Consider the following 25321-nt stretch of genomic DNA (forward strand, 5'->3'; position numbering starts at 1 on the left):
GAATGCCACCTCTGTTTCCAGTATTCATTTCAGGAAGAGGACTGAACAGTTAGTATTACTTTTCCTGTACTTTTTCTACTTTCGACCCATTCATGTGCTTTCCCTGCATCTTGAAGTGGAAAAGATTTCGTAGCCTTAATTTGTAAACGTCCGTCACGCAAATAACGGAAAACTTCATTTGCAGTTTCTTGGAGCAGTTCAGGACGCTTTTTTCGTGTGGTTCCAAAGCTAAAACCGAGTATAGAGCGGCAACTTGCATGTAAATCTTTCGTTTGAAAGTTACCAATTTCACCGCTAGCATTACCGAAATGAACGAGGCGACCGTAAAAAGCAAGGCAGTTTAAACTTCTTTCAGAAACAGTTCCAGAAATAGAGTCCAAAATAATATTCACTCCTTCTCCGTTTGTCAGTTCATTGACTTTCTCTACAAAATCTTCAGTTTGATGACAAATTACATAATCAGCTCCAGCATCTAAAGCAATTTCTTTTTTTGCTTCACTTCCGACAGTGCCTATAACTGTTCCAGCCTCTAATAGTTTAGCAAGTTGAATAGCAGTAGTGCCAATTCCGCCAGCAGCTGCATGAATGAGTACAGATTCACCTTGTTGAAGCCTTGCAACATTTGCGAGTAAATTATAGCTTGTAAAAGATACGATTGGACAAGCGGCTGCAGTTTGAAAGTCAACTTCATGGGGTAATACGAAAGTAAGATTTTCATTTGCAACAACGTATTCTGCGTAAGATCCATTTTGAGGAAAAGCAATGACACGTTGTCCAGGGTGAATATTTTTCACATGAGAACCGACACGTTCTACAATACCAGTGGCATCTATACCTGGAATAAAAGGTAGTGCTTTATTTCCTTTTTTACCATAACGTGATTTAATATCAGCGAAATTTACACTAGTAGCAACTACGCGAATTAAAACTTGATCTTCTGAAATAGCCGGTATATCAAAATCTGTATATTTCATCACTTCAGGACCACCGAACGACGTTACAACGATAGCTTTCATTATATGTCCTCCTAAATTTGACTATATAAATTATTTTAAATCTTTATCAGAAATTGGAAAATTATATAATAGTTATGTGTGGTTATAAGTGAAGCTTATGAACTCAGTGGATCATTATATTAATTTATATAAAAAACTTTTTCGGAAAAATCGAACGAAATATGAATTACCTGCCAATATATAGTGTAAGACAAAGGAGGGCTGGAATATGAAGGGTGAAATAGATTACGCACATTTAATTCAATTAACTTTATCAGGCAATAAAGAAGCGTATAGCGAATTGTATGATGTAACGATTCAAGAAGTATATAAAACAGCACATTTTTTAATTGAAGATAAAACGGATGTAGATGATGTCGTTCAGGAAGTATACATACAGCTATATGAATCGCTTCGTAAATATGATAGCGGGAAGCCATTTCGCCCTTGGTTAATTGGGCTTGCGATTAAACAAATTCATTCTTATAGAAGAAAGAGGTGGATGCGACTAAGAATTATAAAAAAAGCAGAAGAGCAAAGAAAGCCAGTGCAAATTGATTTTTCTAACGATGTTGTAAGTAAAATATCAAACAAAAAACTAATTGAACTTATTCATAAATTACCGTATAAATTGAAACAAGTTATTATCTTAAGATACTTACACGATTATTCACAAGAAGAAGTAGCACAAATATTACATATTCCAATTGGTACTGTGAAATCTAGAATTCATGCGGCATTAAAGAAACTACGTCAAAAAGAGCAAGTAGAAGAAATTTTTTTAGGAGAGGTAGGGAATGTGAAATGAGTTTAGATTGTAGAGTTAGAGAATCTATACGAGAAGAAGCGAAGGGAATTGTTGCCCCGCCGGAGTTAAAAGAAAAAGTAATTGTTCAAATCAAAATGAATCGCGGGGGAAGTAAGGTGAAGAAACGCCTGATTGCCGGAGTGCTTGCAGCGGCTTTTTTAATTCCGACGACTGGTTTTGCGTATCAATCTATTATGGCGGATGGTATATACGGATCTTTCGAGAATTTAAAAAAACATGCCGGTACGATGACATTAGAGGCGTACATGCGTTTTAATGCAAAATTATCAGAAGCGAAAGATGAAATGGGTTCGAAGGAATATGAAGAGTTTACAAAAGAACTGAAAAAATTAACTAATGCAAAGCTTGTGTACGGAGATTCGAACGGTAATATAGATTATGATCAATTATCACCAGCTAAAAAAGAGGAATTGAAAAAGGTAGTAATGGAGCTTCATCCGTATTTTGATAAATTAAATGGCCATAAATCTAGTAAAGAAGTACTAACTCCTGAAGAGTATGAACAATATATGGAGGCATTAATGTCACATCAAACCGTATTAGTAAAAACGAAATCGAGTGGAGGGATAACGGTAGAAGAAGTGCCTGAGGCGTACAAAGAAAGATTTATTAAAGCGGAGCAGTTTATGGAGTATGTAGATGAAAAGGTGAGATAAGTAGAAAAGCTCATAGCCTAAGCTCTGAGCTTTTCTTATTGAAATGGAAATATATTAACCACCTATTCCTTTTGCTAGCAATAAGAAATATACCAATACTAGTATTACACCATTTAATGCAGTACCAACTATTCCGAATAACCAATTTTTTGATGCTATCGCAAAAATAATGCCGAGTAATGAGAGAATATCTAGTATCGAAATAATTAAAGTTAAATTTGCATTAGGCCCTCTTAGAATAAAGAAAGAAAATATGCTTGCGAGAAACATTAGACACGAGAATCCAAAAAATCTATACATAATAATTCTCCCTTGATTGAAATGTATTTTGACATAGTGCACGATTTTCTTTAGTTTAACATAAATTTCCTAGTGCATATTGAATATTTTCACAATAAAAAACGAGTATAAAATCTACGTGATTTCATACTCATTTTATTATTACTTAAATTTCCTTACCGCATGAATAGCTACTCTTACAAGTAATATCGCACTTATAAATAAACCACCGTAACCAACGACACTTAAAAATTGATCATTTGGCTCTTCCGCATTGTTTGCTAAATGCAATACGCCTACCGAAATCCCACCAAATGCAGTTCCAATAAATGCAATGAGGAATTGTGAGATAAAAGTAGTAATGAACGATGCATTTGTTTCGTCAGAGAAAAAGCCGACCTTTATGGATAATTCTCCGTTTTCTAGTTTTGAACTTAAATCATCTAGTTTTCTAGGAATGCGTCGCATGGCAGGTAACATAGCGAGTAATTCGTTTGTTGCAGCTTCTTTTAAACTAGAATAATTGTTAACCGGCATGAAGCTAGCTGCATGATCTTTCGCAAAGCGCTTCGCTTCGTCCATTAAATTGAATTCAGGATTTAGTTGCAACATCGTTCCTTCTAGCGTAATTAGAGAGCGGAAAGCCCCTGCAACCATTGGATAAAATGCTAATTCAAACTCAGCGATTATTTGAAATAGCCCCTGAATGAATTCTTCAGAACCATTTGTAGAACCATACGTACTTTGGATTAATAATTGACTGATAGATTGTTCTAATCCTTCTTTATCAACATTTGGTTTCTTTTCAACTAATTGAAGCAATCCATCAAGCAAGACATATGAATTTTTGCGCTCAAAGCCGATAAGTAGTCGCTTGAATGCATCTTGTTGTAGTGTTCCTAATCGTCCAACAGAACCGAAATCAAGTAATGCAGGAGTGCCATCACGAAGAATATACACATTACCTGGATGAGGGTCTGCATGGAAAATACCTTTAAAGAAAATTTGCTCTAAAATACAATCAAAGAGTTGCCGTTGTACTTTTTTCGTATCAATTTGTAATTCATTTAATAATGCTGACCCACTTTTAACGCTTACTCCATCTAAAAATTCAAGCACAAGTATTTTTGAATTGCTGTATTCTTGATATACTTTCGGTATTTTTACTTTCGTTTCGCTATTTTTTAGTGAATCAGACACTTGTTCGAAGTTACGAGCCTCAATTTTGAAATCAATTTCTTCTTTCATTGCGATAGAGAAGCCATGTGCTAAATCAAGAAATCCGATATTTTTAGCCCAAGTTGATTTGTTGGAAATCCATAAAGAAAAGTGAATTAAAATATCTAAGTCACGTTTAATTGTCTCAGAAATATTAGGACGTAGTAGTTTAACGACGACATCCTGGTCGTTTTCTTTCAACTTCGCTTTATGTACTTGGCCAATAGAGGCGGCAGCTAACGGTTCCATTTCAAAGGAGCTGAAAATTTCATCTTTTGGTATATGTAGTTCCTTTTTCAATATTTCTTCAACTTGTTTTTGTGATAAACGCGTTACATTTTCCTGAAGGTTTGATAACTCGTGAATAAAAGCAGGTGGTAATAAATCAGAGCGAGTTGATAAAACTTGTCCGAATTTAATGAATACACCGCCGCATTCTTCTAGTGTATTTCGAAGGGAAGTGGCGAGCTTACGATCTGCTTCTGGCGAGCGCTTTAAAGCTAAATATTTACCCATTCCGTGTTTTATTGCAATAGAAGAGACACGCATATATCTTTTTTGTCTACCAATTTTAGCGAAGAATTTTGAAATAGGATTTCGGCTTTCCGTTACTACGTCATCCATTTCGCCACGCCTAATAGGATCAAATAATTCAAAAACTAGGTAACATAGCATCGATACAATTAATGAGCTTCCTAGCCAAAAATATCTATCAACACCGACAACAGATTCATCTTGATAGCGTAAATATAAAAACCAATACAGAGCTGATGTAAGTGAAACACCTAAAGTGGCTGCACTTGCTTGTTTGACAAGATTTAGTTTTGTACCAATTAGTCGACCACTAATAAAAGACATAATGACTGCTAGTAGAAAAAATTGAAAAAACATTGTATCATTCCTCCGAATTTCATTCGATAACTGTATTATACAGGAATATAAGTATTCTAAAAACAAGCCAAGGCAGTACAATCCTTGACTTGCACGATTAAATAAAGTATTCAATTATATTTTTTCATCGTTGCATGATCCTTTTGTATAAAACAATCTAAAAGGGAATAACCAGCTATTAAACTAATAATCGTAACAAAAGTTGTATTTATTAGAATAATATTAACTAAATAAGGTAGGTATTCGGCAAGTGGTGAAAAGAGTAGTGCTGGGGAAAAGGAAATGAATAGTGTAGGCACTGTAATAGCAATAAATTTATCCGGTTGAAAGCTCCAGTTTTGTTTACTCGTTTCGCGATTAATAGATTGAAGGAATCGTAATAAAATGCCAACTATAAGAGGGAAGAGTGTAAAGTAGAATAATCTTGGATAAACGTTAAAGTTCACTTGTGCATCTGTATCTAAATAAAATTGAATTTTTACTCCTACAAATAATAATAAGACGATAAATAATGTGAAGCAGAGGTATAGCATCAATTTTTGCATTATATTCCACCATCCTTTACTCAAAATATATTCAAAAAAAGAAGAGATATACAATAACTACTGTTGTATATCTCTTCTTTTACTGTTAGTTAATAGTGGAGTTTGCTTTTTTTTGCTTCGTGAAATAATCAATAATGCCCATTGCGCTAATTTCTATATCTAGATGTAAAATATTATAAACGGAATGATCTGATGGAACGTTTAACTTTGTAAGATGAGAAGAGATTTTATCCATTAACAAAGTTTGTAAAGCTTTAGTCGCTTCATCGAAATCATTATACTTTTCAAAGACTTCCTTACCAGTCTGAACGAAAATAGGTAGCCAATGTTCCAATTGATTGTATACTTCTGTAACATGAGGGGATGCGCCGTAATGACCGAAATAAATAGTATCTACATTCATGCTTTGAATGTGATTTTTAGAAGCAATCATCGCATCTGGTTGGAATTGTGAAGGGGACGTTGATGGTAGATATAACTCTACATCAACGTCTGCGAGTTCTCTATAATAAATTCCAATTGTATCGCCAGTAAAAATCCCGTTTGTTAATGAATCGTGAATGCTAATATGGTGCTTCGCATGTCCTGGTGTATCATAAAATGTAAGGGTGCGGTCTTTTGCAATTTTTAACATATCACCATGTTGTACAATATGAACACGTTCTTCTTCAATTGGAAGAATTGGGTCAAAGAGTTTATCGAAATCTTCTTTGTAGACAGCTTTTGCACCTAAAATAAGTTTTGTTGGATCAATCATATGACGAGCACCACGAGAATGCACATATAACGTAGCATTTGGGCACTTTTCCATCATTAAACCAGCTGCGCCAGCGTGATCTAAATGCACATGTGTAACGATAATGTTTTTAACATCGTTTAAATCAATATGTAATTGTTGTAAGCCGTCTAAAATATACGGAAGAGAAGGGGCTGCACAAGTTTCAATTAAAGTAATATCGTCACCTAATAAAACGTACGTACCTGTTCGTTCATTATGCTGTAAATCGAAATCATCAATAAGATATAGGTGAGAAGATAATTGCTCTACTTTTTTCATAGTTACCACTCCTTATATACTGCATGTTTTTATTATACGCTAAAATAGAAAAAAGGCAGAAAACGAAGCTCGTCTTCTGCCTTTTTGTAATATTATTATTTCGTTTGTTGTTTATTAACAGACATAATGAACAGTCCAACAATCCCGCCTACTAATGGAAGCATAATCTCTCCTGCTAAATTAAAGTAGGAGCTTAAGAATAAACCATTTACATCGATTACCCAGCCAGTAACATACAATAACATCATATATAGTACGAAATAAAACTCGCGATTTGAAATCGTTTCATGTTGTGCAGTTTTCATAATGAACACCATCCTTTTCTTTTATAATGGAATATAAACTGTCACATTTTGTTCACAATTCAATTGTAAAACTTTCCATCATAAAAGTCTAGTAGTTTGTGTCGAATTTTCGAACAGAAATAAAGCGCTATCATTACAACTTATAAGTACGTAATAAGAGCTGTATATTCACGAATGTAGTATAGTATAAACATAGAATGATAGTGAAGAGAGGGGCAAAGACAATGACAGTTTATGATTTTTCAGCTAAAACAATTACAGGTGAAGAAAAATCGTTAAAAGATTACAAAGGAAAAGCACTTCTTATTGTCAATGTAGCTAGCAAATGTGGTTTCACACCACAATATAAAGGATTACAAGAGGTATATGATAAATATAAAGACCAAGGACTCGAAATACTCGGATTTCCTTGTAACCAATTCGGGGGACAAGAACCAGGTACAGAAGCGGACATTACTAGTTTTTGTGAATTAAACTACGGTGTAAACTTCCCGATGTTTGCAAAGGTTGATGTGAAAGGTGATAAGGCTCACCCTCTATATACATACATGACAGAACAAGCACCAGGTTTACTTGGTATGAAAGCAGTGAAATGGAATTTTACGAAGTTTTTAATCGGAAAAGACGGGAAAGTAGTAGGGCGTTTTGCTCCGCAGACGAAGCCGGTAGATTTAGAGGTTGAGATTGAGAAGGTGCTTGGAGAATAATTAGGAGTTTCACTTTATTAAAAAACGTCTCAAAGAACAATGTAGTTCTTTGAGACGTTTTCTTTAAACTCACATTTTCAAGATTAAATAACTGTATCAAAGCCATCTGATTTAGGTAGAGAAGCTGCTTTTTTCATAAGCACTTCCCATAAGTGTACAGATTTCTTCCATTCTTCTGCAGCCTGCTCCTGTTTATACATAGCGTTCTCATAACTGGCAGTAAGTTGTTGCATATCGGCCGAGTTGTAAAGTGTATCGATATGGAGAGCGTATTCTCGGAATGTTTGACTTTCACTCCGTGGTATGCCAATTCTCGCAAATTGTTTTAAAAGTGCACCGTAAGCTTTTTGATAAACAGCATCATTTTTTCGGTATTTATAGAAATGAATAATAAGAAATGTCATCCAGTTCATTCTAGTGGTGAAGAGAATGTATCCTATAATACTAATTAGTATCGTAGAGAGGAATACGTACCACCAAGAAAAACTAGTTTTAGAATTTGTGACCTTTTTAGTAGAAGCTTCTTCTGTATTTTCTATTAAACTTTTAAGTTTTGCTTCATTATTTCGTTGTTGTATTTGCTCGTTATTAGAATTATTTGCTTCGCTATTTTGTGAAATAGGAGCAGGCGTATTATTTATAAAATTATAGGGATTGGTAAATCCTTTTGTTGGTTCGAATGGAATCCATCCGTATCCTGGGAAATATACTTCGACCCAAGAGTGTGCGTTATCGTTCGTGATTGTATAAACATCCGCACCTTCTGCAGAGGCAAGTGTATTGTCAAGAGTTCCTTCTGTATAGCCTTTTACCCAGCGAGCAGGAATCCCGGCAGAACGAAGTAGTACAATCATAGACGTCGAAAAATTATTACAGTAGCCGCTTTTTGTATCGAAAAGGAATTGATCTACATAATCTTGGCTTTTGGCAGGGAATAAGACATTCGTTGATTCGTATGTAAAAGAGTTGTCTGTGAAGTAATTTTCAATAGCTAATACTTTATCATATCGGTTGTCTTTATCATTTGTAAGATTGACAGCCAAGTCTTTTACGCGCTGTGGTAATGACTCGGGAAGTTGTGTGTACTTTGTCATAAAATAAGGGTTTGTTTCTTGACCTTCATTTGTTTTTACAGCTTTCAAGTTTTCTATGGAAAACTCAGGGATCTCATATGTTACTTTATACGAATGTAAAGTAGTAGAAGAGTCTTCATTCATTGTATAAATTTTTTCTGAAAACGGGTCAACACTGTATGATACATCAGAAGAAGCCTCAACTGATACTAATCCTGCTGGATAGGTAAGGTGAGGGTAACTTTTTTGCATGGTAATTGTTGCCTCAGTCGTTTCCGTTTTTGTATTTTGTTCGTACCAGCTTACGACGTCGTTTTTATTTTTAAAAGAAATCTTTTTCGGATTTTCAGAAATTTCCCAGCCTTTTCCTGTATAGAAATCTTTTGTTTCTACTCTCCAATAGTGTTTGTTTTGCGTTCGTGCTGTGAAAACAATTGTAGGATCCGCCTTAAAAGGACCACCTAATCGCGAGTCATCTAAACCATACCCAATTGTAGAAACTTTTTGTTCTTTACTTGCTTCAGATGTGTTGAATTTTAAAAAATCCATTGGGTTTGGCCATTGAGGGCCAAATTTTGGAGCAAAGTATGCGATGGTTGCTAATAACACAATAAATATTGTAAGTGGTCTAAGTAATTTTGAGATTTCCCTAGCATAATTTTGTAAGTGTTCACGCTCTTTTATTCGTTCTACTTGAAGAAGACTAAGCATAAAAAATCCGATGACAACAGTTCGAATAATAGCGTAGTTTGCATTGTATAAATGTAAGTTATGAAAAGTTGCGATATAAATAATAGTCAATACAAGAAATAGAAACCCACGTTTTTTATGAATAATCCAAAATGAAGTGAAAGAACTCAAAAACCAAAATGAGAGAAAAAATAAAACCGTCGGAAAAACTGGAGAAATATCTAGTAAATTCCCTTGGAAAAATAGGGAGGAATTTCGAGACATATCAGAAAAGAATGTTGTTAGCCAAGATGGATTTATAAAAGCATTTTTATAATATAGGGAATGAATGATAAATAGGACTGTGACAATTTTTATTGGAATCTGCCACCTCGTTTGAAAAAAAGAGAGAGCGAAGCAAATTCCTATAAATGTTACGAAAATATCTAATCTACCTACATTTGTAATACCTATAAGGGGTCTTAGCCATTCTAGTAAAAGAAGAAATACACATGCATGCATAAAGAATCTGTTCGTATCCCACTTGTATTTTGTTTGTAATGTTATCATTTGCTCACCTCAAAAAACACGTTTGTATACCGGTTTTCATAAACCGTGTTTACAAATATTTGTCGTTTTTTTAGAGTTTCTATTATACTGATTTCTCGGTGTGAAAGTTGATTCGCTTTTTCTTTCACGACAAAAACCATACATTTTCTATTTCTTATAGCAGCACAATCAGCCGCCTTTTGAATATCGGGAGAAAGATTACTGGTCACGAGTATAACCGTGACGGGCTCATAAATTTTTCTTAGTTCCATGTCTACACTCTGGGAGAGCGGGAATACACTGTCTGCTTGCACTTTTGCTAAATGACAAAGGATTTGTTGTAACTGCGTATCTCCATTGTCTAAAGGGAAAATAGTTTGTTCTTTTCCGATAGACACGAATGATGCTGGTGAATTTTGTTTCAAGACAGCCCTTACGATAGAGGCAGTAAATGTGACGACTGATTCGAATAGAGGAGACTCGGTTCTGTCTATGAATATCATGACATTATGGCTGCGCTGTTGTTCAAACTCTTTTGTCATAATATTGTTTGTTCGTGCAGTTGCTTTCCAATCAATCCATGAAAAGCGATCACCAGGTTTATAGTCTCTGACACCGACAGAGATTGTAGAGTCTTTTGCTGAATTTATATTTGCTGAAAGCGCTCCTTGTTCGAAATGATTTTCCAATTGTCGATATGCTATATCTACATACTGGGGATAGACTAAAAATGTATCTGGAACTGAAAAAGTTACTTCTTTCTCTATCATGCCGAATAAATCGCCAGTTTTGACACGAACGCTTGAAAAAGTGTGCTCGCCTCTAGGGATTGTGTCAATAACATATTGAAACGAAATATTTCGTTTCAATCCTGGGAAGAGTACTACCTTATTCATCTTTGTTTGTTTACAACTTATAAATTGTGGTGGCAGTTCATCTTCTATAACTAAATAAAGTAAGGGAAAAGGAAATTTTCTTTTTATTGTAATCGTGCTTACAAATTGTTCTCCTACTACATATCCATTTTGGTTTGTTATTCGCTTTACTTCAGCGTCCCGTAAAGCGTAGAAGGGGAGTAGTAGCGAATAAAGAGCAATGGGAATTATGCTGTAAAACAAAAACCAACTGACAAACCCTCCTTGAAGCATAGCGTACACAAATGTTAAGACTAGACATAAAGGGAGTAGCAATAACTTCATAACGTGATATAGCGCTCGCAGCATTCGTTTCATCAAGGATTCATCGTCCTTTGAGTAGGCACGGTAGTTCGTGCAACGATTTTTGCGATAACTTGTTCGCCAGTTATTCCTTCAAATTTTGCTTCCATTTTTAGAATGAGTCTATGTGCTAAAACGTAAGGAGCTAAAAATTTAACATCGTCTGGAATAACATAATTCCTGCCATGGATAAATGCATAAGCTTGTGAAGCTTTCATTAAAGCAATCGAGCCACGTGGACTTGCACCTAACTGTATAGAACTGTACGTACGAGTCTGATTAACAAGCTTTACAATGTAATGCTTAATTGCTTTGTCCATACTTACTACCCGTACGCTTTGTTGTAAATAAATTAATTCTTCTATTGTAGTAGTGGTCTGTAATTGAGAGAGTGGATTTGTTTTTTCCATCCGGTTTAAAATTTCAAATTCTTCCTCTGGTGTAGGATATCCCATTTTTAGTTTCAATAAGAAACGATCGAGCTGAGCTTCTGGTAGAGAATATGTTCCTTCATATTCGACCGGATTTTGTGTAGCCATGACAAAGAACGGTTTTGGTAAAGGTCTTGTAATGCCATCTATTGTAATATTGCCTTCTTCCATACATTCAAGTAAAGCAGATTGTGTCTTTGGAGATGTACGATTAATTTCATCAGCAAGTACAAAATTCCCCATAATTGGTCCAGGCTTGAACTCAAATTGGAGCTCTTTCGGATTATAAATAGAAACTCCTGTTACATCTGACGGCAATAAATCAGGTGTAAATTGAATTCGCTTATAATCAGCATCAATGGATTTAGAAAGAGCACGTACTAGCATTGTTTTCCCGACACCAGGAACATCTTCTAATAGCACATGACCTTCAGCTAAGAGAGCTGTCAAAGCTAAGATTGTTTCTTTTCGTTTTCCGACCATTATTTTTTCAATATTATTGATTATTTTTTCTACAGTGGGATGTAATGAATCAAGCTGGGGCATCGTAATCCTCCTAATGTTATTATCGTTTTCTAATCAATTTAGTGGACATATTTCTAATTCTATATGTAGATAGTAAAACTTCTACCTTAAATTCTGAGAATATTCAGATTATTTATTTCGATTACATCTAGTATAATTGTTTCCGTAACTAAGGGCAATACAGTAAATAATGATTTGTAGTTTTATGTAAAATAAGACTCGATATAAAATAATAACATTGGGAAAAATATTTTTACATACAATTTATACTCTTTTCCTTATGGCAGTTTTGAAATAATATCAAAACTCTTTTTCTTTTGCAAAATAGTCCATACCTCAAAATACCATTCTCCTAATAATTAAGATTAACCATAATCTTCACAACGGAACACAAGATTTTCTCACAAACTTATTTTCTACTGAATTTTTGACAATCTCTTGAACTGTGCGAAATGTCACATCTGTATTTTACAACCTCTCTTATAGTAAGGGTATGTAAGAGAGACGTATTAAAGGAGTGAACAGTATGAAGAAAAAAACTTCAGCACTAATGAGACGTTTAAAATATTTTTCACCAATAGATCGTTATAACGATAATCATACACAAGAAACATATGAAGATCGCGAATGGGAAAATGTGTACAGAAAGCGTTGGCAGCATGATAAAGTAATTCGTTCTACACACGGCGTGAACTGTACTGGTTCATGTAGCTGGAATATATATGTGAAAGATGGAATTGTGACGTGGGAAGGGCAAGAGCTTAACTATCCAACGACAGGTCCTGATATGCCAGATTTTGAACCGCGAGGATGCCCACGTGGAGCAAGTTTTTCTTGGTACATTTATAGTCCACTTCGTGTGAAATATCCGTATGTACGTGGTGTTCTATGGAGTATGTGGCAAGAGGAATTACAAAATAATGAGTCACCATTAGATGCTTGGAAAAGCATTGTGGAAAACCCTGAAAAAGCACGAAAGTATAAGCAGGCACGTGGTAAAGGGGGATTCATTCGTGTGAATTGGGATGAAGTGTTACAACTCGTTTCAGCTTCATTATTATATACAGTAATGAAATACGGTCCAGACCGAAATGTTGGTTTTTCACCAATTCCAGCTATGTCGATGTTAAGTCATGCTGCAGGCAGCCGCTTTATGCAACTTATGGGTGGACCAATGCTTAGTTTCTATGATTGGTACGCAGATTTACCACCAGCTTCTCCGCAAATTTGGGGCGATCAAACAGATGTACCAGAAAGTAGTGACTGGTATAACTCTGGTTACATTATGACATGGGGTTCAAATGTACCGATGACGAGAACACCAGATGCTCACTTTTTAGCAGAGGTTCGATATAAAGGAACGAAAGTCGTTTCTGTCAGTCCTGACTTCGCTGAATCTACAAAGTTTGCAGATGATTGGATTAGTGTGAAACAAGGTACAGATGGTGCACTTGCGATGGCAATGGGGCATGTGATCTTACAAGAATTTTACGTAGATAATCAAGTGGAATATTTCACAAAGTATGCGAAGCAATATACTGATTTTCCTTTCTTTGTCACATTGAAACAAAAAGGAGATCAATTCGTTGCTGATCGTTTCTTAAACGCTGCTGATATTGGACGCGAAACGAAGTTAGGAGAATGGAAACCTGTTCTTTGGAACGAGAACACGAATGATTTTGCAACACCTCATGGCACAATGGGCTCACGTTGGGATAACGAAAAGAAATGGAACTTGCGTTTAGAAGATGAAGAAACAGGTGAAAAGATTGATCCACGTCTTTCTTTACTTGGAATGGAAGAATCGATTGGAACTGTACAAATTCCGTACTTCTCTGATGATGGAAACAAAGTACTAGAACGTACAATTCCAGTGAAAAAGGTTATGACAGAAGAAGGCGAAGTGTTTGTTACAACTGTATACGACTTAACGTTAGCAAATTATGGTGTGAACCGAGGGCTTGGCGGACAAGAGCCGAAAGACTTCAATGATGATGTACCGTTTACACCTGCATGGCAAGAGAAAATGACAGGAGTAAAACGTGAGCTTATTATTCAAATCGCTCGTGAGTTCGCAAAAAATGCTGTTGATACGAACGGTCGCTCAATGATTATTGTCGGAGCTGGTATTAACCATTGGTTTAATTCTGATACGATTTATCGCGCAGTTTTAAATCTTGTTCTTCTCGTTGGGGCACAAGGAGTAAATGGCGGGGGATGGGCGCATTATGTTGGCCAAGAAAAGTTACGACCTGCAGAAGGATGGCAAACAATCGCGATGGCAAAAGATTGGCAAGGGCCACCAAAATTACAAAATGGTACATCTTTCTTCTATTTCGTAACAGATCAATGGCGCTATGAAGATACACCTGTTGGACATTTAGCATCACCAATTGAAGGTAACTCACGTTATCAACATCACGGTGATTACAATGTATTAGCAGCACGACTCGGCTGGTTACCTTCTTATCCAACATTCGAGAAAAATGGAATTGAATTATATAAAGAAGCTGTTGCTGCTGGGGCAACAACGCAAGAAGAAATCGGAAAATATGTTGCACAAAAATTAAAAGAAAAAGAACTGAAATTTGCGATTGAAGATCCAGATAACAAAAATAACTTCCCGCGCAACTTATTCGTATGGCGTGCGAACTTAATTTCAAGTTCCGGTAAAGGGCACGAATATTTCTTAAAACATTTACTAGGTACAACAAACGGATTAATGAATGACGATAGTGATTCATTACGACCAGAAGAAATTAAGTGGCATGAAGAAGCACCAGAAGGGAAGCTTGATTTACTCATTAATTTAGATTTCCGTATGGCTGGAACAGCACTGTATTCTGATATCGTTTTACCAGCTTCAACTTGGTACGAAAAACATGATTTAAGTAGTACAGATATGCATCCATTTGTGCATCCTTTTAATCCAGCAATCGGTTCACCGTGGGAAGCACGCTCTGACTGGGATATTTTCACTTCACTTTCTAAAGCTGTGTCAGATTTAGCGAAGAAAATTGATCTTGAACCAATGAAAGAAGTTGTTGCAACACCACTTCTTCATGATACACCGCAAGAATTAGCGCAACCACTTGGCAAGATTAAAGATTGGAGTAAAGGTGAATGTGAACCAATCCCGGGTAAAACGATGCCACAAATTCATGTTGTCGAAAGAGATTATAAAACGATTTATGACAAAATGACTGCGCTTGGACCAAATGCCGGAAAACAACCGATTGGTACGAAAGGGATCTCTTGGTCTGCGGAAAAAGAATATGAGCAATTAAAGAGCAAATTAGGAGTTGTTCGAACGGATTCTATCGCGAAAGGTTGCCCAGACATCAAAGAAGCAATCAATGCTGCTGAAGCGGTATTAACACTATCTTCTACAACAAACGGTCATATGGCAGTAAAAGCATGGGAAGCACTTGAAAAACAAACAGATCTAAAATTACGTGATTTAGCAGAAGAACGTGAAGAAGAATGCTTCACATTTGAACAAATTACAGCGCAGCCAAAAACAGTAATTACTTCTCCAGCCTTTACAGGTTCTGAAAAAGGTGGACGCCGTTACTCACCGTTTACAACAAATGTGGAACGTCTTATCCCTTGGAGAACGATAACTGGTCGACAATCTTTCTACTTAGACCATGACATGATGAAAGAATTTGGTGAAACGATGGCAACATTTAAACCAATTCTGCAACATAAACCGTTCCGTAAGTCACGCCCTGAAGTAGAAGGGAAAGAGATTACACTAAACTATTTAACACCGCATAATAAGTGGTCGATTCATAGTATGTACTTCGATTCATTACCGATGTTAACGCTATTTAGAGGTGGTCCAACTGTTTGGATGAATAAAGAGGACGCTGCTGAAGCGGGTGTTGCAGATAATGATTGGATTGAGTGCTTTAATCGTAACGGTGTTGTTGTAGCGCGTGCTGTTGTAACGCATCGTATACCGAGAGGAATGGCATTTATGCACCATGCGCAAGATCGTCACATTAACGTGCCTGGTACGAAATTAACAAGCACCCGTGGGGGAACGCATAATAGTCCAACCCGTATTCATGTTAAACCAACACATATGATTGGTGGATATGGCCAATTAAGCTATGGATTTAACTATTATGGTCCGACTGGGAACCAGCGCGATTTAAACGTTGTAATTCGCAAACTGAAGGAGGTAGATTGGCTTGAAGATTAAAGCACAAGTCGGAATGGTAATGAACCTAGATAAATGCATCGGCTGCCATACTTGTAGCGTAACGTGCAAAAACACCTGGACAAATCGTCCAGGTGCTGAATATATGTACTTTAATAACGTAGAAACAAAACCTGGAATTGGTTATCCGAAACAATGGGAAGATCAGGATAAATATAAAGGCGGCTGGGAATTGAAAAATGGTGAAATTCAGCTGAAATCTGGTTCGAAAATGAAACGTCTTATGAACATTTTCCACAATCCAGATCAACCAACAATTGATGATTACTTTGAACCTTGGAATTATGATTATGAAACATTAACAAATAGCCCACAGCGTAAGCATCAACCAGTTGCTCGTCCGAAATCAGCAATTACAGGCGAATTTATCGACAAAATTGAATGGGGTCCAAACTGGGAGGACGATTTAGCAGGCGGACATATAACAGGATTACAAGATCCGAACGTAAAGAAAATGGAAGAAGAAATTAAAACAGATTTTGAAAACGTCTTTATGATGTATTTACCACGCATATGCGAACATTGTATGAATCCATCGTGCGTATCATCTTGTCCATCTGGTGCAATGTATAAACGTGAAGAAGACGGGATTGTACTTGTGGATCAAAATGCATGTCGTGCTTGGAGATTCTGCGTATCATCTTGTCCATATAAAAAAGTGTATTTTAACTGGCAAACGAATAAAGCTGAAAAATGTACAATGTGTTTCCCACGTATTGAGGCTGGTATGCCAACAATTTGTTCGGAAACATGTGTAGGACGTATCAGATATATTGGGGTAATGCTATATGACGCTGATAAAGTAAAAGAAGCAGCGTCTGTTGAAGACGAAAAAGATTTATATGAATCTCAGCTTACTGTTTTCCTAGATCCAAATGATCCAGAAGTGGCAGCTGAAGCGAAAAAACAAGGCATTCCTGAAGAATGGATTAAAGCGGCACAAGAGTCACCAATCTATAAAATGATTATTGATTGGAAAATTGCTCTACCTCTTCACCCAGAGTATCGTACAATGCCAATGGTTTGGTATATCCCGCCGCTTAGCCCAATTATGAATATGGTGGAGGGAAAAGGTAGTAACTGGCAAGCAGAAGAGATTTTCCCTGCTATTGATAATATGCGTATTCCAATTCAATATTTAGCGAATTTACTCACTGCAGGAGATGAATCACATATTCGTCTTACATTGAAAAAAATGGCTGTTATGCGAACGCATATGAGAGCAATGCAAATTAATAAAGAACCAAATGAAGCTGTACTAAAAGAACTTGGCTTAACGAAACAGGATGTAGAAGATATGTATCGTCTTCTTGCTATCGCAAAATATAAAGATCGTTTTGTTATCCCGACATCTCACAGAGAACAAGTTGCAGATTTATATAGTGAACAAGGAAGCTGTGGTTTATCATTCGCAGGTGGTCCAGGCTCTTGTATGACAATTTCTTAAATAATGGGGGCGGAAAAATATGAAACAAAGTTTACAAACTGCTTTTTCATGTTCTTCATTTCTTCTCTCCTACCCAGAAATCGGGTGGAGAGAAACTTTAACTGAATTACAAGAAGAGATGGAAGCGATTGAACAGGACGATGTTAAAGCTTCACTTACAGCATTTATAAAACAAGCGCTAAATAAAACGAACGATCAACTCATTGATGGTTACGTATATACATTTGATTTTGGTAAAAAGACGAATATGTATTTAACGTATATGAACACTGGTGAACAAAGAGAAAGAGGGATTGAATTACTAGAGTTAAAGCAGCATTATAAAAAATCAGGTTTTGAAGTAACAGATAAAGAATTACCTGATTATTTACCGCTATTGCTTGAGTTTTTTGCAAATGCAAATGAGCAAGACAGTGAACCAATTATGAGTAAATACAAGGAAAACATACAAGCGTTACAAGTTCAATTAAAAGAAGCAGACAGTATGTATGAACCAATTCTTGCGGCTGTTTTACTCGCTATCGATACATGGGGTGTACAGACAAATTAGAAAGGAGAGTTGTCAAAATGATGGATCAATTTCTATGGGTATTGTTTCCCTATAGCATTTTTGCAATCTTTATCGGTGGACATATTTTTAGATACAACTATGATCAATTTGGATGGACATCAAAATCTAGTGAACTATTAGAAAAGAAAATGCTCCGAATCGGAAGTCTATTATTTCACTTTGGGATTATGTTCGTAATTGGCGGTCATGTTATGGGGATTTTAATTCCAGAAGCTGTATACCGTTCAATAGGTATTTCTGAGCATATGTATCATGTAGTAGCAATTAGTTTTGGGCTTCCGGCAGGTGTTGCTTCTATCATCGGTTTAATTATATTAACGTACCGCCGCTTAACTGTAAAACGTATCATTGCAACGAGTACAAAGGGAGATTATATTGCGCTTATTTTATTACTTATCGTAATGCTAGCAGGACTTTCTTCAACATTTTTAAATATCGATTCAAAAGGATTTGATTATCGTACAACAATTGGCCCTTGGTTCCGAAGTCTCTTTATTTTCCAACCGAAAGTTGAATATATGATGGAAGTACCAGTATGGTTTAAAATTCATATTCTTGCGGGAATGGGGCTTTTCGCAGTATGGCCATTTACTAGACTGGTACACGTATTTAGTGCCCCGATTAAGTATATAAGCCGTAGCTATGTAATTTACAGAAGACGTATTCCTAATGAGCTGAAAAAATAATTTAGTTTTATATGTTTCGTAATTTATAAAGAAAGCCGAGATCTAATTGGAGACCTCGGCTTTCTTTGTAGGTATAAGTATCTAAATAAGACGCTAATCAATACTACAAACAGAAGCAGAACAATCTTCACAAGCAATTTCACATTTTAAAAATTGTAAATCGTGTATTGTAATCTTTCCTTTATGAATAGAAATTGTACCTTGCTTTTTTAATTCATTTAACATTCGATTTACACTTTCACGTGAAGTTGCACAGAAATTAGCAAGTTCTTGATTCGTTAATGGTAAATCGATGAGAATCCCATTTTCCTTTAAAACACCATAACTATTTGTCATTCGTATGAGGGTAGAATATAGGGCACCTTTTTTGCCATGTAATACTAAATCTCGGAACTTCGTTTGCATTCTTCTTAAATGTTCACTAATCCATTTCATAAATTCAAATACAAGAGCTGGTTTTTGGAGTAATTCTTTTTCTAACGCTTCACGCTTTATAACGCCTACTTCAACATCTTCAAGGCATTTTGAATTTAATAAATACTTCGCATTATCCGTGAACAATGTTAATTCTCCAATAATGTCGTATGCCGAACAAATTCGAAGTGTTAGTTCTTGTCCGTCAGCACTAAGTTTACTAATTTGTACTTTTCCTGAGTGGATGATATAGAGTTCGGTTGCCTCCATACCTTCCTGAAAAATAAAACTACCTTTTTTAATTTGCATTTTATATTCAACAGATGCAAGTAATTCTTTTAAATCTTGAGATAATGTCATACTGTTTGCCACAGCAATCACCTTTCTTCTTATAAGCAATACATTTCCTATTTTGAGTGTAAATATGATGAAAATGCAAGAGCTATTTTAAAAATAATGTAAAATTTCAATGACCGTAAAGAGTATGGCCTGAAGATGTGAACAAAATACGAACGGATTTGTGAAAAGTTTTTGAATGGGGAAAGTGATGTGAGAAAAGTCACATTGAATATGTAGCTTCTTTTTTATAATAAAGGCAAATAAAAAAATGAAAGCTTACTAAGGATTGCAGCAGAAAAGAAGGGATAGAGATGCACGAGAACATAAAAGATTCTTTAAAGCGGCCACTTCAAGATTTACGTATTTCAGTTATTGATCGTTGTAATTTTAGGTGTACATACTGTATGCCTGCTGAAGTGTTCGGACCTGATTACGCTTTTTTAAAGGAAGAGCTTTTATTAACGTTCGATGAAATAGAAAGGTTAGCGAGATTATTTATAAGTATGGGAGTTAATAAAATTAGGCTTACTGGCGGTGAACCTTTATTGCGTAAAGACTTATCGACGTTAATTGCAAGACTTACAAATCTAGAAGGCTTACAAGATATTGGACTCACAACAAACGGAATTCATTTAGCAAAACAAGCTAAGGCGCTAAAAGAAGCAGGATTAAAGCGTGTGAATATTAGTTTAGATGCAACAGAGGATCATGTCTTCCAAAAAATTAATGGAAGAAATGTAAGTACGAAACCTGTACTGAAAGGAATTGAAGCAGCGAAGGAAGCTGGATTAGAAGTAAAGGTAAATATGGTCGTAAAAAAAGGGATGAATGATAGTCAAATTCTTCCTATGGTTCGTTATTTTAAAGAACAAGAAATACAGTTACGTTTCATTGAGTTTATGGATGTAGGCAGTACGAACGGATGGAACTTTGAGCAAGTCGTTACGAAGGAACAATTAATAGAGAAAATTAATCGTGTATATCCAATTGAGCCCGCTCAGCCTCGTTACTTTGGAGAGGTTGCGAAATTGTATCGATATGTAGGGAGTAATGCAGAAGTGGGATTTATTACTTCTGTTTCTGAGTCATTTTGTTCTTCTTGTACGAGAGCACGTATTTCGGCAGATGGTAAGTTTTTTACGTGCCTATTTGGAGAAAAAGGAACGGATTTGCGAACGCTTCTTCGAGAAAATATTTCTGATGCCTCACTATTAAAAATTTTACAACATACATGGCGATATAGAACAGATCGATATTCAGATGAAAGAACGGTTGAGAGTGCAAGTAAACGTCCAAAAGTTGAAATGTCTTACATTGGTGGATAGTGAAAGGAGGATTTCTTATGCAAGAGCGTTATTCAAGACAAGTGTTGTTTTCTGGAATTGGTGAAATGGGACAAAGAAAAATAAGAGAAAAGCATGTGCTCCTAATCGGTGCGGGTGCACTAGGAGCTGCAAATGCAGAGGCTCTTGTTAGAATGGGAATTGGGAAATTGACAATTGCTGATCGTGACTACGTTGAATGGAGTAATTTACAACGGCAACAGTTATATACAGAAGAAGATGCACACCAGTGTAAACCGAAAGCAATTGCAACGGCAGAACATGTAAGAAAGATTAATTCTGATGTGGAAATTGTACCAGTTGTAACGGACGTCACAATGCAAGAAATGGAAGAGTTAACGAAAGAAGTGGATCTCATATTGGATGCGACTGACAACTTTGATACGCGTCTACTTATAAATGATATTTCACAAAAAGAAAATATACCTTGGATATATGGTGGATGCATTGGAAGTTATGGTGTAATGTATACAATTCTTCCAGGAAAAACACCATGTTTTCGCTGCTTAATGGATCATCCTATGGGCGGTACAACATGTGATACAGCGGGGATTATTCAGCCAGCTGTACAAATGGTCGTTGCTCACCAAGTGACAGAAGCAATGAAAATATTGGTGGGTGATTTCGAGGCGCTGCGAGGAACAATGTTATCATTTGATATTTGGAACAATCAATTTCTCTCATTAAAAGTAAATAAACAGAAAAAAAGTACATGTCCATCTTGCGGAAATACACGTACGTACCCAAGTTTAACATTTGAATCACAGGTGAAAACGGAGGTGCTATGCGGACGGAATACAGTTCAAATCCGTTCAGGAATAAAGAGAGTTCTAAATTTAAACGAAATCCAAAAAAGATTACAAAAAATTGTACATGTCCAAAAAACGCCGTACTTACTATCATTTCTAATTGATGAATATCGTTTCGTTTTATTTACAGACGGTAGGGCATTTATTCATGGGACAAATGATGTGAAAATAGCAAAACGATTGTACGCAAAATATATAGGATGAACAGAGAGAGTTTCCCCCTTATTAAAGCGAGGTGAAAAAGAATGTTAGCAAAACGTATACCGATTCCAGTGGCAGAAGCAGTTGCACGAGTAATGAAATATGCTCATCAAGGTGAAACAGAAGAGGTTTCTCTTATAGAAAGCTACGGTAGAACGCTTGGAAAAGATGTTATTGCAGATCATGATGTCCCGCATTTTGATCGCTCTCCGTACGACGGGTTTGCGATTCGAGCAGAAGATACGAAAGAAGCAAGTAGCAGTAATCCCATTCTGTTTGAAGTGATTGGTGAAATTGGAGCAGGTTTTGTTTTTACAGAAGATGTGAAAGCATTTCAAGCTGTCCGTATTATGACAGGTGCGGCAATTCCTGCGGGGTGTAATACAGTAGTTATGTTAGAGCTAACGGAAGGATTTGAAGAAAACGAAAAGACTTATATGAAATTGAAACGCTCCTTTGTTGCTGGGGATAACATTTCTTTTAAAGGAGAAGATGTAAAACAAAATAGCATTCTGGTGAAAAAAGGGACTGTTATTAATCCTGGAGTAGCAGCACTTCTTGCTACGTTTGGTTATAGTACCGTACGCGTTGTAAAACAGCCGGTTATTGGAATTGTAACGACAGGAAGTGAACTGCTTGAAGTACATGAACAATTAAAGACAGGGAAGATTCGAAATAGTAACTCCTATATGATAGCTGCGCAAATTGAACGAGCAGGCGGAGTTGTACGGTATTATGGACAATTCGCTGACGATTTTGAGACGTGTTATAACACTGTAAAAAAGGCGATAAAAGAAGTTGATATATTAATTACAACTGGTGGTGTTTCAGTAGGAGACTATGACTATTTACCTGCCATCTATGAGAGATTACGAGCTAATGTACTTTTTGACAAAATAGCGATGCGACCAGGAAGTGTGACAACTGTAGCTGAGGTAGAAGGAAAATTACTATTTGGTTTATCTGGTAATCCTTCTGCTTGTTATGTCGGTTGTGAATTATATGTTAGACCAGTGATTGGAAAATACTTGCATAGGGAAGATTCGCACATATATCGTGCAGAGGCAATTTTACAAAAAGACTTTCCGAAAGCAAACCCATTTACTCGTTTTGTAAGAGGGAGAGTGGAAATTGTAGATGGGCAATTACAAGTTACACCAGTTGGTTTAGATAAATCTAGCGCAATTTCTTCACTTGCAGAAGCGAATGCATTTATCGTTTTGCCAGGGGGAACGAGAGGATTTGAAGCAGGAATAACTGTTTCGGTACTGTTATTAGAATCAAACAACGGAAGTGAGTGGCCGTGGGAAGAACCGCTTCGATCATACAAGTAATAGAAAAATAGGTTGCTAACTTATATAAAGATAAGAGGTGCAAAATGACACATACGTATTATGAAGTAATTGATACACCTATTTCAATTGAAGAAGTTACAAACAAAGTAATTCGTCGTGAGTGTGGTGCGGTTACTACTTTTATTGGTACTGTTAGAGAATTTACGAAAGGTCGACGTACACTTTGTTTAGAGTATGTAGCTTATAAGACAATGGCGGAGAAACAGCTTGAGAGAATTGGCACTGAAGTAGGAGAGAATTGGCCGGGGACATATGTCGCTATTACACATCGCATTGGTACATTACAAATTTCTGATCTTGCTGTCGTTGTCGCTGTGTCTACACTACATCGGAAAGCTGCATATGAGGCGAACGAATATATTATGGAGCGTATAAAACAAATTGTTCCTATTTGGAAAAAAGAGTTTTGGGAAGATGGTGAATCATGGATTGGTGATTAGTTAGAGAAAACAGCATATGGTAATGGCGAGCCTGGAAAGGAGATGAGAATATGATTGAAGTACTATTATTTGCACATTTGCAAGAAGGAGCAAGTAAGCCGGCTTTGCATATAGACTATGAAAATATTACGGTTGCGGAATTAAAGGAAGTCCTCACTAAGAAATACAACATAGCAATTTCAAACGAGATTATGGTCGCGATAAATGAAGAATACGCAAATGAGGATGACATCATCCAAATTGGTGATGTCGTAGCAATGATTCCGCCAGTAAGTGGTGGTTGATTCTTTTCAGCCTAATGATGTTAGGACGTGATTGGGCTGGAGAGAATGAATATAACTATGTATACATAGGAGGGAACAGGATGAAAAGTCCTAATTTTCAATTAAGCTTACAAACTTCTAATCTAATTATCGGTTTTATGGTATGGGTCATTTTATCATCATTAATGCCTTATATTAAAGCGGATATTCCATTAACTGCGGGACAAATTTCTATGGTCACAGCAGTACCTGTTATTTTAGGCTCTATTCTTCGTATTCCAATTGGTTATTGGACGAATCGTTTCGGAGCAAGAAAATTATTCTTTATTAGTTTTATTCTATTATTATTTCCTGTTTTTTATATTAGTGTTGCCAATTCTATGATGGATTTAATTATTGGTGGATTATTTGTAGGAATCGGTGGTGCTGTATTCTCTGTAGGAGTAACTTCTTTACCAAAATACTTTCCGAAAGAGAGTCACGGTTTTGTAAATGGTATTTACGGTGTCGGTAACGCCGGAACAGCAATTACTTCGTTTTTAGCACCTGTCATTGCAACTTCAGTTGGCTGGAGAACGACAGTACAATGTTATTTAGTTTTACTTGCAGCGTTTGCACTTATGAACTTTTTATTAGGTGATCGTAAAGAGAAAAAAGTGAATACACCACTAATGGAACAAATAAAAGGTGTATATAAAAATGAGAAACTTTGGTTTTTATGTATCTTTTACTTTTTAACATTCGGATCATTTGTCGCATTTACCGTATACTTACCAAACTTTCTAGTATCTCACTTCGGATTAGAGAAAGTAGATGCAGGTATGCGGACAGCCGGATTCATCGTACTCGCAACAATTATGCGCCCGATTGGTGGTTGGCTCGGTGATAAGTTTAATCCATTTAAAATATTAATCTTCGTATTTATCGGTTTAACACTTTCAGGTATTATTTTATCGTTTATGCCAAGTATGAACGTGTATACATTTGGTTGCTTACTAGTAGCATTTTGTGCAGGGATTGGTAATGGTACAATCTTCAAACTCGTTCCAATGTATTTCTCAGAACAAGCTGGTATTGTAAATGGTCTCGTATCAGCTTTAGGTGGACTAGGAGGATTCTTCCCACCGCTAATTTTAACATTACTATTCCAATTAACAGGTCATTATGCAATTGGATTTATGGCGCTATCAGAAGTCGCACTTGCTTGTTTAATCATTACAGTATGGATGTATAGCCAAGAGAAATTGTTAGTGATGTTAAAGAATCATTAATAAGGAAA

The 25321-nt window shown here is 36.2% G+C and carries 23 protein-coding genes; 13 read left to right on the forward strand and 10 right to left on the reverse strand.

Annotated features, from left to right (window positions below; all coding sequences use genetic code 11):
• Positions 1–29: 29 nt before the first annotated feature.
• Entirely contained in the window at positions 30–1016 is a 987-nt protein-coding gene (locus MR136_RS13800; RefSeq protein ID WP_242259480.1) for a quinone oxidoreductase family protein, read from the reverse strand.
• A gap of 208 nt (positions 1017–1224) precedes the next feature.
• Between MR136_RS13800 and MR136_RS13805 the strand changes: the two genes are divergently transcribed.
• Together MR136_RS13805 and MR136_RS13810 are read left to right on the forward strand one after the other, a co-directional pair.
• Positions 1225–1803 carry a sigma-70 family RNA polymerase sigma factor gene (locus MR136_RS13805; protein ID WP_000675557.1) on the forward strand — a complete coding sequence of 193 codons (579 nt, stop codon included), beginning with the start codon at positions 1225–1227 and terminating at the stop codon, positions 1801–1803.
• Entirely contained in the window at positions 1800–2480 is a 681-nt protein-coding gene (locus MR136_RS13810) for a DUF3600 domain-containing protein (RefSeq protein WP_088352120.1), read from the forward strand. The genes MR136_RS13805 and MR136_RS13810 overlap by 4 nt, the downstream gene beginning before the upstream one ends.
• Positions 2481–2534: 54 nt before the next feature.
• Here the strand turns inward: MR136_RS13810 and MR136_RS13815 are convergent, their stop codons facing one another.
• From MR136_RS13815 to MR136_RS13835, 5 genes are all read right to left on the reverse strand, one after another.
• Positions 2535–2780 (reverse strand): hypothetical protein, encoded by a 246-nt coding sequence (locus MR136_RS13815; RefSeq protein WP_000285540.1) that lies wholly within the window; start codon positions 2778–2780, stop codon positions 2535–2537.
• Positions 2781–2921: 141 nt separating this feature from the next.
• The gene (locus MR136_RS13820; RefSeq protein ID WP_000466007.1) at positions 2922–4868 is read right to left on the reverse strand and encodes an ABC1 kinase family protein; all 1947 of its coding nucleotides are present in this window, start codon (positions 4866–4868) and stop codon (positions 2922–2924) included.
• Positions 4869–4978: 110 nt separating this feature from the next.
• Positions 4979–5413, reverse strand: coding sequence for a hypothetical protein (locus tag MR136_RS13825; protein ID WP_001170913.1), 435 nt, complete (start codon positions 5411–5413; stop codon positions 4979–4981).
• Positions 5414–5498: 85 nt separating this feature from the next.
• On the reverse strand, positions 5499–6470 hold the full coding sequence (locus tag MR136_RS13830; RefSeq protein WP_242259481.1) for an MBL fold metallo-hydrolase: 972 nt from the start codon (positions 6468–6470) through the stop codon (positions 5499–5501).
• A 95-nt stretch (positions 6471–6565) separates the two neighbouring features.
• Positions 6566–6775, reverse strand: a complete 210-nt coding sequence (locus MR136_RS13835; RefSeq protein WP_000844985.1) for a DUF3925 domain-containing protein — start codon at positions 6773–6775, stop codon at positions 6566–6568.
• A gap of 224 nt (positions 6776–6999) precedes the next feature.
• Here MR136_RS13835 and bsaA point away from each other — a divergent pair, with 224 nt between their 5' ends.
• Positions 7000–7482: a glutathione peroxidase gene (bsaA, locus tag MR136_RS13840; protein WP_000219440.1), complete on the forward strand. Its 483-nt coding sequence runs from the start codon at positions 7000–7002 to the stop codon at positions 7480–7482.
• A gap of 83 nt (positions 7483–7565) precedes the next feature.
• Here bsaA and MR136_RS13845 read toward each other — a convergent pair whose 3' ends face one another.
• From MR136_RS13845 to MR136_RS13855, 3 genes are read right to left on the reverse strand one after another with little or no spacing between them, the layout of a single operon-like run.
• Positions 7566–9794 carry a transglutaminase TgpA family protein gene (locus MR136_RS13845; RefSeq protein WP_242259482.1) on the reverse strand — a complete coding sequence of 743 codons (2229 nt, stop codon included), beginning with the start codon at positions 9792–9794 and terminating at the stop codon, positions 7566–7568.
• Entirely contained in the window at positions 9791–11005 is a 1215-nt protein-coding gene (locus MR136_RS13850) for a DUF58 domain-containing protein (RefSeq protein WP_242259483.1), read from the reverse strand. Before MR136_RS13850 ends, MR136_RS13845 begins: the two co-directional genes overlap by 4 nt.
• Entirely contained in the window at positions 11005–11967 is a 963-nt protein-coding gene (locus tag MR136_RS13855; protein WP_242259484.1) for an AAA family ATPase, read from the reverse strand. The genes MR136_RS13850 and MR136_RS13855 overlap by 1 nt, the downstream gene beginning before the upstream one ends.
• 505 nt (positions 11968–12472) lie before the next feature.
• On the opposite strand from MR136_RS13855, the gene MR136_RS13860 reads away from it, so the two are divergent.
• The 4 genes from MR136_RS13860 to narI are packed head-to-tail and all read left to right on the forward strand — an operon-like array spanning position 12473 to position 18878.
• Positions 12473–16156 carry a nitrate reductase subunit alpha gene (locus MR136_RS13860; protein WP_242259485.1) on the forward strand — a complete coding sequence of 1228 codons (3684 nt, stop codon included), beginning with the start codon at positions 12473–12475 and terminating at the stop codon, positions 16154–16156.
• A complete protein-coding gene (gene narH / locus MR136_RS13865) occupies positions 16146–17621 on the forward strand; it encodes a nitrate reductase subunit beta (RefSeq protein WP_061457102.1) in 1476 nt (491 codons plus the stop codon). Before MR136_RS13860 ends, narH begins: the two co-directional genes overlap by 11 nt.
• A gap of 19 nt (positions 17622–17640) precedes the next feature.
• Complete coding sequence (gene narJ / locus MR136_RS13870) at positions 17641–18171, forward strand: nitrate reductase molybdenum cofactor assembly chaperone (RefSeq protein ID WP_063536185.1); 531 nt, start codon at positions 17641–17643, stop codon at positions 18169–18171.
• Positions 18172–18188: 17 nt separating this feature from the next.
• Positions 18189–18878, forward strand: coding sequence for a respiratory nitrate reductase subunit gamma (gene narI / locus MR136_RS13875; RefSeq protein ID WP_103622856.1), 690 nt, complete (start codon positions 18189–18191; stop codon positions 18876–18878).
• Between the two features lie 93 nt (positions 18879–18971).
• On the opposite strand, the gene MR136_RS13880 is transcribed toward narI, so the two are convergent.
• The gene (locus MR136_RS13880; RefSeq protein WP_000013859.1) at positions 18972–19664 is read right to left on the reverse strand and encodes a Crp/Fnr family transcriptional regulator; all 693 of its coding nucleotides are present in this window, start codon (positions 19662–19664) and stop codon (positions 18972–18974) included.
• A 278-nt stretch (positions 19665–19942) separates the two neighbouring features.
• Between MR136_RS13880 and moaA the strand changes: the two genes are divergently transcribed.
• From moaA to narK, 6 genes are all read left to right on the forward strand, one after another.
• Positions 19943–20956: a GTP 3',8-cyclase MoaA gene (gene moaA, locus MR136_RS13885; protein ID WP_242259486.1), complete on the forward strand. Its 1014-nt coding sequence runs from the start codon at positions 19943–19945 to the stop codon at positions 20954–20956.
• A gap of 17 nt (positions 20957–20973) precedes the next feature.
• Positions 20974–21987 carry a molybdopterin-synthase adenylyltransferase MoeB gene (locus MR136_RS13890; protein ID WP_242259487.1) on the forward strand — a complete coding sequence of 338 codons (1014 nt, stop codon included), beginning with the start codon at positions 20974–20976 and terminating at the stop codon, positions 21985–21987.
• Positions 21988–22028: 41 nt separating this feature from the next.
• Positions 22029–23318 (forward strand): molybdopterin molybdotransferase MoeA, encoded by a 1290-nt coding sequence (locus MR136_RS13895; RefSeq protein ID WP_242259488.1) that lies wholly within the window; start codon positions 22029–22031, stop codon positions 23316–23318.
• Between the two features lie 44 nt (positions 23319–23362).
• Complete coding sequence (locus tag MR136_RS13900) at positions 23363–23779, forward strand: molybdenum cofactor biosynthesis protein MoaE (protein WP_242259489.1); 417 nt, start codon at positions 23363–23365, stop codon at positions 23777–23779.
• Between the two features lie 50 nt (positions 23780–23829).
• Positions 23830–24063, forward strand: coding sequence for a molybdopterin converting factor subunit 1 (moaD, locus tag MR136_RS13905; RefSeq protein WP_000573692.1), 234 nt, complete (start codon positions 23830–23832; stop codon positions 24061–24063).
• 80 nt (positions 24064–24143) lie between these two features.
• Positions 24144–25313: a nitrate transporter NarK gene (gene narK / locus MR136_RS13910; protein WP_000841841.1), complete on the forward strand. Its 1170-nt coding sequence runs from the start codon at positions 24144–24146 to the stop codon at positions 25311–25313.
• Positions 25314–25321: the final 8 nt, after the last annotated feature.

Source organism: Bacillus cereus group sp. BfR-BA-01311 (genome assembly GCF_022664295.1).
GTDB lineage: Bacteria > Bacillota > Bacilli > Bacillales > Bacillaceae_G > Bacillus_A > Bacillus_A cereus.